This is a genomic window from Kaistella jeonii, from assembly GCF_000812865.1.
GTDB lineage: Bacteria > Bacteroidota > Bacteroidia > Flavobacteriales > Weeksellaceae > Kaistella > Kaistella jeonii.
Map to the genome: position 1 here is coordinate 22,968 of NZ_JSYL01000013.1, position 15,944 is coordinate 38,911.

Genomic DNA, 15,944 nt, shown 5'->3' on the forward strand with positions numbered 1-15,944 from the left:
AAAAATATTTATGAAATACGCACAAAATATTCTTGAAACCATAGGAAATACACCATTAGTAAAACTAAATAAAGTTTTAGGTGAAGATTTCCCCGCTTTGGTTTTAGCTAAAGTAGAAACCTTCAACCCCGGAAATTCTGTAAAAGACAGAATGGCCGTGAAAATGATCGAAGATGCTGAAAAAGACGGAAGATTAAAACCTGGCGGAACCATTATCGAAGGGACTTCCGGAAACACTGGAATGGGTCTGGCTTTGGCGGCAATCGTAAAAGGTTATAAATGTATTTTCGTAACCAACTCCAAACAATCGAAGGAAAAATGTGATATTTTACGAGCAGTTGGCGCAGAAGTAATTGTTTGTCCGACCGACGTAAAACCAACAGATCCCCGTTCTTATTATTCGGTTTCTAAAAGATTAGCTGCGGAAACAGAAGGTGGATGGTACGTTAATCAATACGATAATTTATCAAACAGAACTGCTCACTATGAATCAACAGCACCAGAAATCTGGGAACAAACGGACGGTAATTTAACACATTTTGTTGCCGGAGCGGGAACAGGTGGTACCATTACAGGATGTGGAATGTATTTTAAAGAAAGAAATCCCAATATAAAAGTAATAGGAATCGATACTTATGGATCGATTTTAAAAGAATTCCACGAAACGGGTGAACTTCATCCAGATCACGCTTATACCTATATTACGGAAGGTATTGGCGAAGATATTATTCCCGAAAATTTTGACATGTCGATCATTGATCATTTTGAAAAAGTGACGGATAAAGATGGCGCCATTTACGCAAGAAAATTAGCAAAAGAAGAAGGAATTTTTTGCGGATATTCTGCGGGAAGTGCGATGGCGGCTTTAGTTCAGATGAAAGATCAGTTTACAAAAGATGATATCATTGTCGTTTTGTTGCACGATCACGGCTCCAGATATGTTGGAAAAATCTACAATGATGAGTGGATGAAAGAGCAAGGTTGGTTGTAAAAGTTTTTGGGCGTGTCCCTCACAAAAAAAAGAGCAAAATAATATTTTGCTCTTTTTTTTGTGAGGGACGGTCTTCGGCTCCCAATCTTTGTAATTGGAGCGGCGGCTTCGCCGCCGCTCCAATTACAAAGGATTTACGCCTACAACCTCACGCAAGTTTCGCTACAAAATATCAGTCAGTTTTCTAGTGAGATTTTTTCGGGAGAACTGCTCAATATTTTTCGTGTTCGAGGTTAATTTACCCGTTTTCCAGTCCATATATTTTGATAGAATAAAATCCTTCACCAGATCGGAATCATCATACGTAAAATGTTGACCGGCTTTTGTTTCGCTCAGAATTTTCTTCACATCGCTGTTTTTTGGCCCGAAAGAAATAATTTGATTTCCCGTCGCCAAATACTCAAAGATCTTTCCCGGAATAATTCCTTCCGAAGTTTCCTGTGGAAAATTGGTGATCAGGAGCAGATCTGAATTTAGCATCTCTGCATTCGCTTCTGAATGAGAAAGATATCCCAGATTCAAAATAGAATCTTTCAAACTGGAATTTTCTAAATTCTCTAAAATCTTATCATCAATTCTACCAACAAATTTCAATTCGAAATCTTTTTTAAAACTCCTCACCTCAGTCAATAATTCATTCAAAACACTCCATAAAACTTCAGGATTTCTAAGCTGCTCCAAAACTCCAATATAACTTAGAGTAAATTTTGAATTCTTTTTCTCAACCTCTTCCTTAACCTCACCTCGATCAAATCCATTCGAAATACAAAACGCGTTCGCTCCTTTCGCTTTAAAATTCTCCGCATCAGAATAACTTGTCGCTAAAGCAATATCTGCCTTTTTTAAAACATTTGCCTCCAATCTTCTATGCTTTAAATCTGCAAATTTGGTCAGTTTCAAATGTTTATAATAAGAAATTTCTGTCCATGGATCCCGGAAATCAGCGATCCATTTTAAGTTTGGAAATTCTTTCTTCAACTCCAAACCAATTAAGTGCATGGAATGCGGTGGTCCGGTTGTTACAAATGCATCAAACTTATTTTCCTTCAAATATTTTTTTAGAAACTTTACCGAAGGTTTCACCCAAAAAACACGGGCATCAGGAATAAAGAAATTTCCGCGCACCCAAATGGAGAGTTTCGATTTCCAGCTTTGATTTTTTCCTACATCGAATTGTCCAGCTTTAAACTTTTTATTGTCTTTGCCAAAAAATTCTGCAATTTGATAAGGTTCCCAAATTTTGGTTTTAATGATCTCCACATCACTTGAAACCTCTTGAGATAAACTCTCGTCAACAATCGGGTAACTCGGATTTTCTGGAATAAAAACGGTAGGATTCCAGCCAAATTCCGGTAAATATTTTACAAATTTTAACCACCGTTGAACTCCTGGTCCACCTGCAGGCGGCCAATAATAGGTTATGATTAATATTTTTTTGTCAGGTTTCATTTCATTGTAGGGACAAGTCGTGAATTGTCCAAAAAACCGAAGGTTTTTAATTGATTATTTATTTATACAATCCGATTATTGAACAATTTATATTGAAAATTTTCAATTTTCGGACAGGTCGCGACCTGTCCCTAAGGATTTGCGATACATGAAATATATTCCGCCTAAACTCAATAATAAAAACAACGCGAAACAAATCATCGAAATTAATTTTCCTCTTGCGATCACATCTGGTGCGAAAATCATTTTTATGGTATGATTTCCGGCCGGAACATGGACTGCTCTTAACAAATAATCAGCTTTGATGTAAGGAACTTCTTTTTCATCGACGAACATTTTCCAGCCTTTTGGATAATAAATTTCGGACAAAACTGCCAGTTGTGGTGTTTTCGACTGCGTTTTAAATTCAAGTTCGTTCGGTTGATATTTGGTTAAATTCAAAAATGCGGTTGAATCTGCGGCAATCTGTTTTCCGTCGAAATATTTTTTATCATCTTTTGAAATGATGGCGACTTTCTTCGTATCAACTTCCCCGATTTGTTTAATTTCTTCATTGGGAGAATTCACGAATTTTATGTCAGAAACAAACCAGGCATTTCCATTCGTTTGTGGATTTGTAACGGCTTCAGGTTTTTCTTCATCACCAAAGATCATGTATTTCGCGTTGAGCATATTTAAAATTCTCGGCACCTTTACAGAATCAATTCTCCCAAAATATTCATTAATGATATCATCGTAACGGCGAAGTTTTACTGCATGATAACCGCCAATAGAAGATTTGAAATAGGAAGTATTGGTCTCACTGAATGTTCCTAAAACCTGATTGTAAATTCGGTAATGCGTTTTATCTTTTTCGGCAATAGTTTCTAAAGTTTTATTGATATTAGCATTTGCAAGAAGCGACTGCAAATTTTTATTATCGCCTACTTTCTGCATGAGTAATTCAGAATTTTCGGTTTGAAAAGGATTTTCAGTAAAAGTCTTATCAATGAAATTATCATTGTTCAAATATCTTTTATTAACACTCCACAAGTCAAATAAACTTACCAAACCAATAACGATGATCACTACATTCTGACTGTTTTTTTTCTTTAAACTCAAGAACAAAAGAGCAGCTGCAACGGCAACATAAACGATTGCTTTGATCGCATCAATTCTAAACATTTTAAATCTTTCGTCCACCAAAAAATCTAAAAGATAAGGCGGAAGATAAGTTTTCTCGGTGTCGGTATGAAAACCTAAGATCGATTTTCCGAAGATAATCAACAAAAAAGTAATGCCTAAAACAGAAGCACTTACATAAGTTAAGATCTTCTTTTTGTAATCTTCTGTCAAAATATTTTCCGTCGAAGTTTCGGTTTCTTCATTTGAATTAAAGAAACGGTAAAGACCAAGAATGGCGATCAAAGGGAATAATAATTCGACCACGACCAGAATTGAACTTGGCGCCCGAAATTTATTATAGAATGGAACAAAATCAATAAAGAAATCTGAAAGCACCATAAAATTACTTCCCCAAGCTAAAAATACAGTGAGGATCGAAGCTCCTAAAATCCAGTATCTGTATTTTTTCCAGCCAAAGAAAAACCCCAAGATCGCGAGGAAACAAACGATTGCTCCTTGATAAGCAGGACCAGAAGTTCCTGGTTGTTCGCCCCAATAAGTTGGACTTTGGAATGCTTTCCTGATATTATTAACTTCATCTTGAGATCGCGCGTTGTTTTGAACCAAGTCACTCACTTTTTCCATTATCTTTTCGGAACCTTCCTCATTGCTAGAACCGCCCATTAATCTTGGAATAAACAGGTTTAACGTTTCCATTTTGCCGTAACTCCACATCAACATGCTTTCTTTGTCCATCCCCGATTTTTCGGAGGAATGCGTGTCATTATCCAAAATTTGTTTCCCACGAACCGTTTCTGTGATGTACTCCGAATTCGCCATAATTCTTTGGGAATTCATACCCACTCCAAGGACAAAAGCCAAAGCTAAAATCCCGGTCGATATTCCAAAATGTTTCCAGTCTGTTTTCCCCTGAAATGCACGGATTAATTCGGAAAGGAATAAAAATCCGAGTGCAATAAATAAGTAATAGGTCATTTGGGGGTGATTCGCCGCGATCTGCAATCCCATAAAAAATGCGGTAACAATAAAGCCGACCACATATTTTTTACGGATATACACTAAAAGAATTCCCGCTAAAAGTGGCGCAAAATAAGCAACAGTCTGAATTTTACCATTATGTCCCGCAGCTAAAGCTATATAAAAATAAGTAGAAAGCCCGAAAAAAGTGGCGCCCAAAAGTGCGTATTTCCAGTTTTTGACGACAACCATTCCGAGGAGGAAAAAGCCAGCAAAAAGGAGAAAAATGTAATTGGCTGGTTTGGGTAAAAAATTCAGGATCTCATCTGCTTTCTTAATGATATCACCTTTGAACTGCGCTCCCATTTGATAAGTCGGCATTCCGCCAAACATAGAATCGCTCCAATATGTTTCTTCCCCATTTTGAGCTCTGTAATCCAACAATTCTTTTGCGCCGCCTTTATATTGTACAATGTCGTGCTGAAAAAGTTGTTTTCCCGTGAGAACAGGATTGGCGTAAACCAAAGCCAGGATCACGAAAGCCAAGATGCTTCCAATGATGAAAATGAGTTTTTTATTTTTCGACATATTAAGTTTTCAGTCTATAAAAAACCTTTCGAATCTTAAAAATTCGAAAGGTCATTGTTATTTTTTTGTTTCGTTGTTCTCTTTAATTTCTTCGTAATCTACCGTTTCTGCATCCCAGTTGATCCTTGAATCTAAATTCTTCTTCGATTCTTCAGCACTTGATTTCTGTGGATTGTCCGGCTTCGGAAACTTATAAAAGGATGCAAAAAACATCCGCTTTAAAATATTCCAAAGAAAAAATATAATGATGGTTGTTATTATTATTTCAAAAATAAATTTCATAAAGTTGAAAATTAGTTACAAACAGAAAGTTATTTAGGATCACTCACCGTCTATCATCCATTGCTTATTATTTAGCGGGATTTACAATTACCGTTGAGTTAGAAACGCTTTTCATAGTCTGTGTTTGTTTCCCATCAGATAGCGTTTCTGATTGCGAAGTTTTCACCGCGATATTTTGATTTTTCACCCAACCTGTTTTTTGATCCAGGGCGATCGTACCGTTTTGCGTTAATTCAGAACTCATACTTCTTGTAACTCCTTCCTGAGTTTTTTTGTCAGATTTGCGCGGAATTCCACCGGAAACTCCAATATTAACTACTCCATTTTCAACACTTTTTATAGTATAATTGGTTGAAAGTTTTATTTTGCCATCTGGAGTTGCGTTTTCCGTCTGCGTCCATTTTTCCCCAATTTTCGCTCCTTTTGCAGGAATTAAATTTAAATTTTTAGTGAACTGGTCTTTCAAAACTTTTTCATTAAAGCTTCCTTTGAAACTTTTTAGAAAAGCCTCTTTTTGTTTCGCATCTTTAATTACACTTCCAACAGAACTTGCAACTTTCGTATAAACAGGCTCAAAACCAGTAATTGAAATCACTTTTCCGTTTTCAGTCATTTTCATATTGAGTTTATTTCCGACCAAACCTTTGTTCACTTTCCACATCATTTTCAGCTGATCTTCTTTGGGTTCAGCCAATTTCGTATCAACAACGATCGATTTTCCGTTGGCATTTTGAGAATTTTTTTTGCCTAACAGATCGATGGTGATGTCGTAAATTCCCTTATCAAAATTATCGACGGTGAAGGTCATTTCATCAGTCGTTTCACTGGTTCCACTTTGTGTTTTTCCATCAGGAGCAGTCATCGTTTGCACATCTTTCTGGAAAGTCGTCAAAGGATAAGTTTTTCCCTTTTCCAGTTTAAAGGTTTGCTTATAAACACCCGATGAATCTTTGATCGCCATCGTTTCAACCGGCTGTTCAACCGTTTTTGTGGAATCGACTACGGGAACTTCAACCGAAATTGTTTTCCCCGTCGTTGGATCTACTTTGGTGACGGTTTTCGTTTCCTTTTTACAAGAAATTAGAGCTATAGAAAGAAGCGCAATTGCAGTGAATTTTTTCATTAAATAATTTTTCTTTTTTGAATTTTTGTTCTTAATAAATTCCTTTATTTTTGGTAATGAACGACAAATTTAAGGTAATTATTTCTGTTGGTTTCAAACATTATAATTATTTTAACAATCTTTAAAAAAATAGAAAGTCAGACTCATTCATTTTCTACATTCTCAGGATATTATTGATCTGTAACAAACTATTCATTAATGTTACGAATTAGAAAAATAAATTCACCGCTATGAAAGAAAATAAAAAGAAAATTTTTGGAATTATTCTAGTTGTTTTCATTGTAGCAATGTCGCCACTGGCCACCAAAATCTTTGAAAACAGGCTTTCTTTCACTCAAGTTATGATCCTTTCCCGACTTTGGCAATGGACAGGATTATTGCTCCTATTCTATTATTGCAGAAAGATATTAAAGGAAAAAATCATCATCTGGAAATCTGAAAAAAAAGGAATCTTATTCTACTTTATCTCTATTATTGGAATTCTGGCAGCATTATTCGGAATGATGGTTTTAATACATCTACTTCATTTACCGAAGGAAAACAGCCCAAAACTTTCGCAGCTGATGAATGCGGTAAAAAATAATGTACCGCTCATTTTTTTAATTACTATAACCGCAGGAGTTGTGGAAGAACTTTTTTTCCGCGCATTTTTACAAACAAGAATTTCTATGCTCACTAAAAGCAATTTATTTGGAATTTTTACAAGCACACTCATTTTTGCCCTAGCTCACTACGCTTACGGAACCTGGATCAATATGGTCGGTCCTTTTTTAATCGGTTTGGTATTTGCAGTTTACTATTCGAAATACAGAAATATTGGTGTTTTAATCTTCGTACACTTCATCTGGGATTTCTACGCACTTTACACTGCTGCATAAACATCAATCAAAATTTCTTAAATTTGTCTCTTTAAATAAATATATGAATCCACTCTTAAAAGCATTCGATACCCAGTATAATTCTGCGCCTTTTACTGAAATTAAAGAAGAACATTTTCTTCCCGCTTTTCAGGAATTAATTAAAACTTCCGAAAAAGAAATCAATGAAATTGTTGAGAATAAAGATGAACCCACCTTTGAAAACGTGATCGAAGCTTTGGCTTTTTCCGGCGAACAGTTAGAAGTTGTTTCCAGTATTTTTTTCAATCTGAATTCTGCCGAAACCAATGATGAAATTCAAAAAATCGCACAAGAAGTTTCTCCAATTTTAACTGCATATTCTGCCCGAATTTCCCAAAACGAAAAGCTTTTTGATAAAATTAATAAAGTTTACACCGAAAAGGAAAAATATAATCTCAACGAAGAACAGCAAATGCTTTTGACGGAAACTTACAAAGGTTTTGTAAGAAGCGGCGCCCTTTTAAATGAAACGGAAAAAGAAAAATTCAAAAACATAAGTATTGAATTGTCGAAAAAATCGCTTCAGTTTGGACAAAATGTCTTGGCGGAAACGAATAACTATTTCAAACATATTACGGACGAAAAAGATCTGGCCGGAATACCGGAAGCTATTTTGCAGCAATATCGGGAAGAAGCAAAAGAAAGAAATTTGGAAGGATTTGTGGTGACTTTGCAATACCCAAGTTTTTTGCCTTTGATGACTTACGCCGAAAACCGCGAACTTCGGAAAGAACTGGCTTTGGTAAACGGAAAAAAATCTTTTAATAATAATGAATTCGACAATCAGAATTTGATCAAAGAAATCATTCAACTTAAACAGGAAAAAGCGAAACTTTTAGGTTATACATCTTACGCAAATTATGTCTTGGAAGAAAGAATGGCAAAAGAACCTGGAAAAGTAAAAACTTTTTTGAATGAACTTTTAGAAAAAGCAAAACCTTACGCCGAAAAAGAAATCGAAGAATTAAAAAAACTCGCAAAAGTAGACGGAATAGAAGAAATGGAAAGTTACGACCATACGTTCTACGCTGAAAAATTACGCAAACAAAAATTCGATATTGATGATGAAGAACTGAAACCTTATTTTCAATTAGAGAAAGTTCAGGCCGCCGTTTTTGGTTTAGCGGAAAAATTGTTCGGTTTGACTTTTATTGAAACGACCGCAATTCAGAAATATAATGATGAAGTAAAAACCTTCGAAATTTTTGAAAATGGCGAATTTAAAGCACTTCTTTACGCCGATTATTTCCCGAGAAAAGGAAAAAGAGCCGGAGCGTGGATGACAAGTTTTAAAAATCAGTTTCAAAAAAATGGTGAAAATCACCGTCCACATATTTCTGTCGTGTGTAATTTTTCCAAACCAACTTCAGATACTCCGAGTTTATTGACTTTCCAAGAAGTGACAACGCTTTTTCATGAATTTGGTCATGCTTTACACGGCGTTCTGGCGAATACAACTTATCCAAATCTTTCGGGAACTTCTGTAAAATGGGATTTCGTAGAACTTCCGTCTCAGTTTTTAGAGAATTATTGTTACGAACCTGAATTTCTGAAAACCTTTGCAAAACATTATCAAACTGGAGAAATTTTACCGAATGAAAAAATTCAGAAGATCTCAGATTCCAAAAATTTTATGGAAGGTTATCAAACGATGCGACAAATTGGTTTCGGACTTTTAGACATTGCTTATCACACCGATTCGGACAAAATTGGCGACGTCAAAACCTTTGAAGTTGAAGAAACGAAAGCCACCAATCTTTATCCGAGCAATCCTGAAACGATCATGAGCACGAGTTTCTCTCACATTTTTCAAGGTGGATATTCGGCGGGATATTATTCTTATAAATGGGCCGAAGTTTTGGATGCAGATGCTTTTCAATATTTCAAAGAAAACGGAATTTTCAATCCGGAAATCGCGGCAAAATATAAAGTTTTATTGTCATCTGGAGGAACAAAAGATCCGATGGAACTGTACAAAAATTTTAGAGGAAGTGAGCCGAAAGTGGAGAGTTTATTGAAAAGAGCTTTTGGATAATCTTATATATTTAAACCTTTATTGAACTAAAAAACACAGCAAAATATGTTATTAGCGATTTTATTACCATTTTTATCTTTCATATTTCGGGGCAAAATACTGACAGGAATCATCTGTTTCCTCTTACAAATCACGATCCTTGGCTGGATTCCGGCTGCAATTTGGGCAGCATTATCTTTAAGCAATTCAAGAGCGGAAAAACGAAACAATAAATTAATTAAAGCAATCCGCGAAAATGGAAATTAAGATTTTCTATTTTTTGCCAAAATAGGAATGGAAATTATTCCAAGTACGATCATGATGACCAATTGCATCGTGTGAGAAATAAAAGCGTAGGAAAGACCGACTTCTCCACCTTCTTCCGGGTTTTTTCCCATTGAAAGGAATAAGGCCATAATTCCGAATTTTAAAGCCAGATGAAACGCGCCAATTCCGCCCGAAGCTGGAACCATCATTCCCAAAGTTCCGACAACGATGATGAAAAATCCATCTGCGATCGTAAAATTTGAAGTTTCAGGAAGTGCAAAACAAACCAAATACGCTGCTAAATAATAGCAGATCCAAATGGCAAGTGATAATAGAATGAATTTTCCTTTTTGTTTTAATTTGAAAATTGAGGTTAAACCGTAAAAAATTCCTTTTCCGAAATTAACTGCCTTTTGATAAATAGGAAATTGCTCCATTTTTTTTCTCAGCGCAAAAAATACTATCAATAAAACAGCTGCAATTCCTAACAAAATAAACCATTTAGAATTTGAAGTGCTTTCAGCAGTTTTACTTTTTTCTTCTGTAACGTATTGATAGAAAGCTAAAATCGCTTTGTATTTAAAAATTAAAGTCAGACCTAAAAAGCCTCCCATACAAATTAGATCGACTACCCTTTCCAAAATGATCGTTCCAAAAGATTTTTCCACAGGAACTTTTTCAACACCAAAAAGAGCTGTTGAACGAGCCAATTCACCACTTCTTGGAATGGTAAGATTCATTAAATATCCAAAGGAAATCGTCCAGAAAGCGTTTGAATTTGAAATCTTATAACCCATCGGTTCAAGTAATAAATTCCAGCGAATCGCGCGAAACCAATACGCCAAAATCCCAAAAATTGAACCTGCGAAAACCCAGAAATAATTTGCTTTTGCGAAATAGCCTGCAATTTTTTTGAATTCCATTCCTTTTAAAGCCAACCACATAAAGAACATAGCAATTCCTAAAGAAACTGCGATGGTTAAGAAGGTTTTAAAAGAATTTGGTTTTTTGATTTCTTCCAAAATTGAGGGAATTTTCAGAAATTAGGTAAGAAGGTTGGTTTTTTCGTCGGGGAAAATAATTTTGGGTTGAAAAGTTTTTGCTTCCTCTGGAGTCATCTGCGCGAACGACATGATAATAATAATATCATTTTTTTGAACTCGTCTTGCAGCAGGACCGTTCAAACAAATTTCACCTGATTTTCTTTTCCCTTTGATAGCATAGGTGTCGAACCTTTCGCCGTTGTTCACATTGACAATATAGACTCTTTCGCCCACTATAATTCCCGAAGCTTCTAACAGATCTTCGTCGATTGTGATGCTTCCTATATAATTAAGATCGGATTCTGTAACCCGAACTCTGTGAATCTTAGATTTAAAAACTTCAATTAGCATGGCGCAAATTTAATTATTTTAATCAAAACAACCGTAAATATTTTTTTTGTTAATGCATACTGTTAATATCCACTGCGACAATCATCTGCTGCTATTTAAGTTTAATCCAAAATAAAATCTGTTATCATCTAAAAATGAATACAAAATTAAACAATTCATAATTTTAAATATGAGAATACAAAATTGATAATTATTCGATTGATAAAGGGTTTGGCACAATTTTAGCACTCCAAAACGTCGCATATTGGTATGAGCTTCAATTTAGTAGTTTCTGTTAATTCGGAGAAATTTATAGATTTTCTGTTAAATATTTGGAAAACATTTGCACAATATGAAAAATGTTTTATATTTGCTTTGATAATGATACTAACTTAAATAATTAATAATTATGAACAAATCAGAATTAATCGACGCTATCGCAAAAGACGCGAGCATTACAAAAGTTGCTGCAAAAGCTGCTTTGGAATCTTTCATTTCTAACGTAACCTCTACTTTGAAAGAAAAAGATGGTAAAGTTTCTTTAGTTGGATTCGGGACTTTCTCTGTAGCAGATAGAGCTGCTAGACAAGGAATCAACCCTGCAACTAAAAAACCAATTCAAATAGCTGCTAAAAAAGTTGCTAAATTCAAAGCTGGTGCTGATTTATCAGGAGCGGTTATGGAAAGTATGACTGCGACAACAAAAAAGAAGAAATAATCTTTAGATTATTTTCAAAAAAATCAAATCCCGATTCCTCGGGATTTTTTTTGTGCTATAAATTATTCGAACAGCCTTCTTTAAGGAGCTAATCGGGAAATCTTCCAGTCAAAATTAGCCTGAAGTTCGTAGATTATTCTGTCGTGCAAACGGTTCGGGCGACCCTGCCAAAATTCAATTTCATAAGGTTTCGCAATATAACCGCCCCAGTTTCTTGGACGTGCAATTTCTTTATCCTGATATTCTATTTCCAAATTTTTTAGTTTTTCTTCTAAAAAATTACGGTCAGGAATGATTTGACTTTGAGGAGAAACAGCAGCTCCCAATTGACTTCCTTTTGGTCTTGAATGAAAATAGCCATCACTCAAATTCTCCGGGATCCTTTCCAAGTTGGCTTTGATGATAATTTGTCTCTCGAGATTAGGCCAGAAGAAATGCAGACATGCTTTGTGATTGTTCTCGATTGCTTTCCCCTTCCTACTCTCGTAATTGGTGTAGAAAATAAAACCTTCCCACGTGTAAGATTTCAACAAAACCATTCTGGTTCGTGGACAACCATCACTTTCTAATGTTGAAATTGCCATCGCATTGGCTTCAGAAATATTTGCGCTTTCCTTCGCATCTACAAACCAATCCCGAAACTGCTCGATCGGGTTTTCTTTTATTTGATTTTCAAGAAGTTGGGACTTTTCATAAACTTTTCTATTGTCGTGCAAGTTTTCCATAAAATTTTTTATTACATTTGAATATAGGTTTTTCTATTAGTCCTGCAATTCAGATGAATCATTCATACAAAGGTAAAATTTTAATTTCCACTCCGGATATTTCGGGAGATATATTTTCACGCTCAGTTATCCTGATTGTTGACCATAATGAAAATGGTGCTTTTGGACTCATCCTTAATAAAAGAAATACAAGAATGAGCGACAGATTGCTTCATATTTTCGGTTTCGCAGTTGAAGTCTATGAAGGTGGTCCGGTAGAAAATGATAAAATTTTCTTTATCAACAAAGGGAAAAAAGTCACCGAAAATTTCTCTGAAATAAACAAAGAATTTTATCTCACTGAAGACATCGAAAATGTAGTAACCGGACTGATCGATGAACTCATTTCTGTAGATGAAATAAAGGTTTTTTCGGGCTATTCAGGTTGGGGAATTCATCAGCTGGAAGATGAAGTAAAACGAAAAATGTGGACTGTGGTTGATGTTTATAACTTAGATTACACTTTGCCGAACGATCAAACGCTTTGGAAAAATATCATGCAAAACCTGGGTGGCGAATATTTACTTTGGGCAAACGCGCCTGAAAATATTTCTATGAACTAGATGAATAAAACAATCACAAAAATTTAACAAAACTTTAATATTTCGCGGTATAATTTAAAAATATTTTAATCGTTATACCTGAAGAGATTAAAATACAAAAACCCGCTAAAGGACTTAAAAGGTTGTTTCGCGGGTTTGTCAATTTCAGGCGAAACTGCCTTTCCATTTCTCAACGATTTCTGTAAATCGAGTTTTATCAAACGTTTTATTTCTGATTTTTGTAACCGAAAATAGACCTTTATCATCTGATATCATTAAAATTTCTTCAGATTTTTGAGACTCGAAAGCGATCATTTCAGATTCCTGAATTTCAGCCAGAATATTTTTGTGAATGAATGTGACGAAATTTTCCATGAGCGGAGAAATATAAGCACCTTCCGTTGTCTTTGGAATTTTTATAACATTTCCTTCCAGAAACAAAAGGTTTCCGAAAATACTTCTTGCAATTCTTTTGTTTGGATTAAGCAGAATAACATCGTCTAAGTCATTTTCCTTCGCATAAATTTCCGAGTAAATATTCTCTGGACAATGTGTATGAATCGTACTTAGAAAATTGGTATTTACGTTCACTTCTTTAATGAGATCCATTTCACTTTCACCCTGAATCGCCAGAACATCGTCTAACTCTTTTACTTCAAAATAAAAAGAAACCGCCGACTTTTCCAATGAATTCTGATCAACGTCCCGATAAACTAAAAAGTGAATAATTCCATCTGAAATTCCTTTACTGATAATTTTCTCCTGAAAAAGATTCTGAAAAAATTCCAACGTATAAGAAAGTGGAATATTCATCCGCATTTTCCGCATCGAAGCCATGAGGAAAAAATAACATTCCTCTGCCATGATCAATTCACTATTGCGCACGAAAAAAGAAACCTTTACCGCATCACCAAAGAGGAATGCACGATTTCTAGCCTGAAAATTTTCTGAAGTTACAATAAGCTGTTCCAAAATAATTCTGAATTTAGTATAAAAAAATAATGAACGAGAAAATCGTTCATCATGTTATTTCGTTAAAAAAATTTTATGTTGCGCCTAATTTAAGTCTTAGGTTTTCGATCAAATTCTCCCAGTATAATTGGTTTTCTACCTCATCACCTGGATCACAAAAATCAGTAATAATCAGAGCCAGATCATCGGTAATATCATCAATTACAATCGTCATTTCAAAATAGTTTTTGCTGCCTTCATCCTCTTCCCAACGGTAACGGACAAAACTTTCCGGCTTGTAACGAATAAGCGTCGCTTTTTCACCAGGACCACCGTTCCAGGTAAAGTAAAAATCATCTCCTTTTTCTATCACGTCATCAGCAAACCACTCAGAAAGTCCTTCTGCACTTGCCATATATTCGTATAAAATCTCCGACTGACAGTGCATTGGAAATTCGTATTGCACTTTCGTTTTCGCCATAAAGCCTCCTATTTTTAATGTGTCGCAATATATAAATTAATTTCTGATTTACGCAACATATTTTACCGAAAGCAATAAATTTTCAGGAGCAAACAAGTGGCATTTTCTCCGAAAACTCCTCCCGCTGTCCACTATATCCCCGATTTAGAAAAATTAGTTTACACAGCATGATATTTATCATCGGGGAATGCCGTTTCCATCGGGGCTAAAATAAAAAGTGTTTTGTTTTCTAAGATTTTTAATTCTCGTTTAACACCTTAAGGATAATCTCACAACCTTCTCTAATTTCTTCTAAAGATAAAGTCAATGGTGGCGAAATTCTTAAATATTCATTTCGGTATAATTGCCAGAAAACAACCAAACCCCTTTCCATGCAGCGTTTCGCAACGTCTAAAGTAAATTCTGGCGAACCCAGATTTACCGCCAACATCAAACCTTTGCCGTTGATGTTTTTAATTTTCGGATGAACGAGCAAATCACGGAATAGCTTTTCTTTCTCATCGATTTCATTCATCAAACCACTTTCTAAAACTTCTTTTAAAGTCGCATAACTTGCCGCTGCAATCAAAGGATTACCACCAAAAGTTGTAATGTGACCCAATTTTGGGGAGTGCGAAAGTGAGTGCATAATTTTCTCAGAACTCATAAAAGCTCCGACCGGAACGCCGCCTCCCATTCCTTTTCCCATGACTAAAATATCGGGAACGATTCCGAAATGTTCGAAAGCAAATAATTTTCCTGTTCTCCCAAATCCTGGTTGTATTTCATCTAAGATCAACAGCGCGCCAACTTCTTCGCAGCGGGCTTTCAGTTTTTTCAGATAATCATCATTAGGAACTAAAAATCCTGCTGCACCCTGAATGGTTTCGAGAAGAACACATGCTGTTTTCTCCGTAATTTTTTCTAAATCTTTATCTTCATTAAAGTGAATAAAACTCACCATCGGCAACAACGGACGAAATTCACGTTTGTGATATTCGTTCCCGGAAACGGACAAAGCACCGTGCGTATTTCCGTGGTAAGAATTGTGGAAGGAGATTATTTCTTCTCTTCCGGTATATCTTTTTGCCAACTTCAGAGCGCCGTCGATTGCTTCTGCGCCAGAATTTACGAGATAGGTAACTTCTAAAGGTTCGGGTGTAGAATCAGCTAAAAGCTTGCACAATTTCACAGGCATTTCCTGAGCGTATTCGCCGTAAACCATGACGTGCAGATATTTTTCTGCCTGCGTTTTGATCGCGTTAACGATTTTTGGGTGAGAATGTCCGAGCGTATTTGCAGAAACTCCGGCCACGAAATCGAGATATTTCTTACCGTCTTTTCCATAGATGTAACTTCCCACCGCTTTTTCTACTTCGAAACCTGCGGCAAATTGCGTTGTTTGTGCTTGATATTTAAAGAAATCGTGTTGCATGTTAAA

At 35.6% G+C, this 15,944-nt stretch carries 16 protein-coding genes; 6 read left to right on the forward strand and 10 right to left on the reverse strand.

The features are described from left to right. Nucleotides 1-10 precede the first annotated feature (10 nt). Nucleotides 11-991 carry a PLP-dependent cysteine synthase family protein gene (locus OA86_RS13390; RefSeq protein WP_039354306.1) on the forward strand — a complete coding sequence of 327 codons (981 nt, stop codon included), beginning with the start codon at nt 11-13 and terminating at the stop codon, nt 989-991. Between the two features lie 162 nt (nt 992-1,153). Here the strand turns inward: OA86_RS13390 and OA86_RS13395 are convergent, their stop codons facing one another. The 4 genes from OA86_RS13395 to OA86_RS13410 form a co-directional block, all read right to left on the reverse strand. Beyond that, on the reverse strand, nt 1,154-2,440 hold the full coding sequence (locus tag OA86_RS13395) for a glycosyltransferase family protein (protein WP_039354308.1): 1,287 nt from the start codon (nt 2,438-2,440) through the stop codon (nt 1,154-1,156). Nucleotides 2,441-2,542: 102 nt separating this feature from the next. Further along, nucleotides 2,543-5,110, reverse strand: coding sequence for a YfhO family protein (locus OA86_RS13400; protein WP_039354311.1), 2,568 nt, complete (start codon nt 5,108-5,110; stop codon nt 2,543-2,545). Nucleotides 5,111-5,167: 57 nt separating this feature from the next. Beyond that, nucleotides 5,168-5,392, reverse strand: a complete 225-nt coding sequence (locus OA86_RS13405) for a hypothetical protein (RefSeq protein ID WP_039354313.1) — start codon at nt 5,390-5,392, stop codon at nt 5,168-5,170. A gap of 67 nt (nt 5,393-5,459) precedes the next feature. Beyond that, nucleotides 5,460-6,515: a DUF6263 family protein gene (locus OA86_RS13410; protein ID WP_039354315.1), complete on the reverse strand. Its 1,056-nt coding sequence runs from the start codon at nt 6,513-6,515 to the stop codon at nt 5,460-5,462. A 230-nt stretch (nt 6,516-6,745) separates the two neighbouring features. On the opposite strand from OA86_RS13410, the gene OA86_RS13415 reads away from it, so the two are divergent. Genes OA86_RS13415 through OA86_RS13425 form a run of 3 tightly spaced genes read left to right on the forward strand, consistent with a single transcriptional unit; the run spans nt 6,746 to nt 9,695 of the window. After that, complete coding sequence (locus tag OA86_RS13415) at nt 6,746-7,393, forward strand: CPBP family intramembrane glutamic endopeptidase (RefSeq protein WP_039354316.1); 648 nt, start codon at nt 6,746-6,748, stop codon at nt 7,391-7,393. A 43-nt stretch (nt 7,394-7,436) separates the two neighbouring features. Next, nucleotides 7,437-9,449 carry a M3 family metallopeptidase gene (locus OA86_RS13420; protein ID WP_039354318.1) on the forward strand — a complete coding sequence of 671 codons (2,013 nt, stop codon included), beginning with the start codon at nt 7,437-7,439 and terminating at the stop codon, nt 9,447-9,449. A gap of 45 nt (nt 9,450-9,494) precedes the next feature. Next, nucleotides 9,495-9,695, forward strand: a complete 201-nt coding sequence (locus OA86_RS13425; protein ID WP_039354321.1) for a YqaE/Pmp3 family membrane protein — start codon at nt 9,495-9,497, stop codon at nt 9,693-9,695. Here OA86_RS13425 and OA86_RS13430 read toward each other — a convergent pair. Both OA86_RS13430 and panD read right to left on the reverse strand, forming a co-directional pair. After that, on the reverse strand, nt 9,692-10,717 hold the full coding sequence (locus OA86_RS13430; RefSeq protein WP_039354323.1) for a lysylphosphatidylglycerol synthase transmembrane domain-containing protein: 1,026 nt from the start codon (nt 10,715-10,717) through the stop codon (nt 9,692-9,694). The genes OA86_RS13425 and OA86_RS13430 overlap by 4 nt on opposite strands. A 21-nt stretch (nt 10,718-10,738) precedes the next feature. Beyond that, nucleotides 10,739-11,089 carry an aspartate 1-decarboxylase gene (panD, locus tag OA86_RS13435; protein ID WP_039354325.1) on the reverse strand — a complete coding sequence of 117 codons (351 nt, stop codon included), beginning with the start codon at nt 11,087-11,089 and terminating at the stop codon, nt 10,739-10,741. Between the two features lie 388 nt (nt 11,090-11,477). Between panD and OA86_RS13440 the strand changes: the two genes are divergently transcribed. After that, complete coding sequence (locus tag OA86_RS13440) at nt 11,478-11,786, forward strand: HU family DNA-binding protein (protein ID WP_039354327.1); 309 nt, start codon at nt 11,478-11,480, stop codon at nt 11,784-11,786. An 80-nt stretch (nt 11,787-11,866) separates the two neighbouring features. Here OA86_RS13440 and pdxH read toward each other — a convergent pair whose 3' ends face one another. After that, on the reverse strand, nt 11,867-12,511 hold the full coding sequence (gene pdxH, locus OA86_RS13445; protein WP_039354329.1) for a pyridoxamine 5'-phosphate oxidase: 645 nt from the start codon (nt 12,509-12,511) through the stop codon (nt 11,867-11,869). 53 nt (nt 12,512-12,564) lie between these two features. Between pdxH and OA86_RS13450 the strand changes: the two genes are divergently transcribed. After that, nucleotides 12,565-13,113, forward strand: a complete 549-nt coding sequence (locus OA86_RS13450; protein WP_039354331.1) for a YqgE/AlgH family protein — start codon at nt 12,565-12,567, stop codon at nt 13,111-13,113. Between the two features lie 144 nt (nt 13,114-13,257). Here OA86_RS13450 and OA86_RS13455 read toward each other — a convergent pair whose 3' ends face one another. The 3 genes from OA86_RS13455 to OA86_RS13465 form a co-directional block, all read right to left on the reverse strand. Further along, entirely contained in the window at nt 13,258-14,064 is an 807-nt protein-coding gene (locus tag OA86_RS13455; RefSeq protein ID WP_246008071.1) for an aminotransferase class IV, read from the reverse strand. 73 nt (nt 14,065-14,137) lie between these two features. Further along, nucleotides 14,138-14,524 carry an START-like domain-containing protein gene (locus OA86_RS13460; RefSeq protein WP_039354336.1) on the reverse strand — a complete coding sequence of 129 codons (387 nt, stop codon included), beginning with the start codon at nt 14,522-14,524 and terminating at the stop codon, nt 14,138-14,140. A gap of 238 nt (nt 14,525-14,762) precedes the next feature. Further along, nucleotides 14,763-15,938 carry an aspartate aminotransferase family protein gene (locus OA86_RS13465; RefSeq protein WP_039354338.1) on the reverse strand — a complete coding sequence of 392 codons (1,176 nt, stop codon included), beginning with the start codon at nt 15,936-15,938 and terminating at the stop codon, nt 14,763-14,765. Between the last annotated feature and the right edge of the window lie 6 nt (nt 15,939-15,944).

Coding starts and splice junctions, on each gene's coding strand:
- OA86_RS13410 (WP_039354315.1), bottom strand. CDS start 6,515: ATGAAAAAATTCACTGCAATTGCGCTTCTTTCTATAGCTCTAATTTCT.
- OA86_RS13400 (WP_039354311.1), bottom strand. CDS start 5,110: ATGTCGAAAAATAAAAAACTCATTTTCATCATTGGAAGCATCTTGGCT.
- OA86_RS13465 (WP_039354338.1), bottom strand. CDS start 15,938: ATGCAACACGATTTCTTTAAATATCAAGCACAAACAACGCAATTTGCC.
- OA86_RS13425 (WP_039354321.1), top strand. CDS start 9,495: ATGTTATTAGCGATTTTATTACCATTTTTATCTTTCATATTTCGGGGC.
- OA86_RS13450 (WP_039354331.1), top strand. CDS start 12,565: ATGAATCATTCATACAAAGGTAAAATTTTAATTTCCACTCCGGATATT.
- OA86_RS13440 (WP_039354327.1), top strand. CDS start 11,478: ATGAACAAATCAGAATTAATCGACGCTATCGCAAAAGACGCGAGCATT.
- OA86_RS13460 (WP_039354336.1), bottom strand. CDS start 14,524: ATGGCGAAAACGAAAGTGCAATACGAATTTCCAATGCACTGTCAGTCG.
- panD (WP_039354325.1), bottom strand. CDS start 11,089: ATGCTAATTGAAGTTTTTAAATCTAAGATTCACAGAGTTCGGGTTACA.
- OA86_RS13390 (WP_039354306.1), top strand. CDS start 11: ATGAAATACGCACAAAATATTCTTGAAACCATAGGAAATACACCATTA.
- OA86_RS13405 (WP_039354313.1), bottom strand. CDS start 5,392: ATGAAATTTATTTTTGAAATAATAATAACAACCATCATTATATTTTTT.
- pdxH (WP_039354329.1), bottom strand. CDS start 12,511: ATGGAAAACTTGCACGACAATAGAAAAGTTTATGAAAAGTCCCAACTT.
- OA86_RS13415 (WP_039354316.1), top strand. CDS start 6,746: ATGAAAGAAAATAAAAAGAAAATTTTTGGAATTATTCTAGTTGTTTTC.
- OA86_RS13420 (WP_039354318.1), top strand. CDS start 7,437: ATGAATCCACTCTTAAAAGCATTCGATACCCAGTATAATTCTGCGCCT.
- OA86_RS13395 (WP_039354308.1), bottom strand. CDS start 2,440: ATGAAACCTGACAAAAAAATATTAATCATAACCTATTATTGGCCGCCT.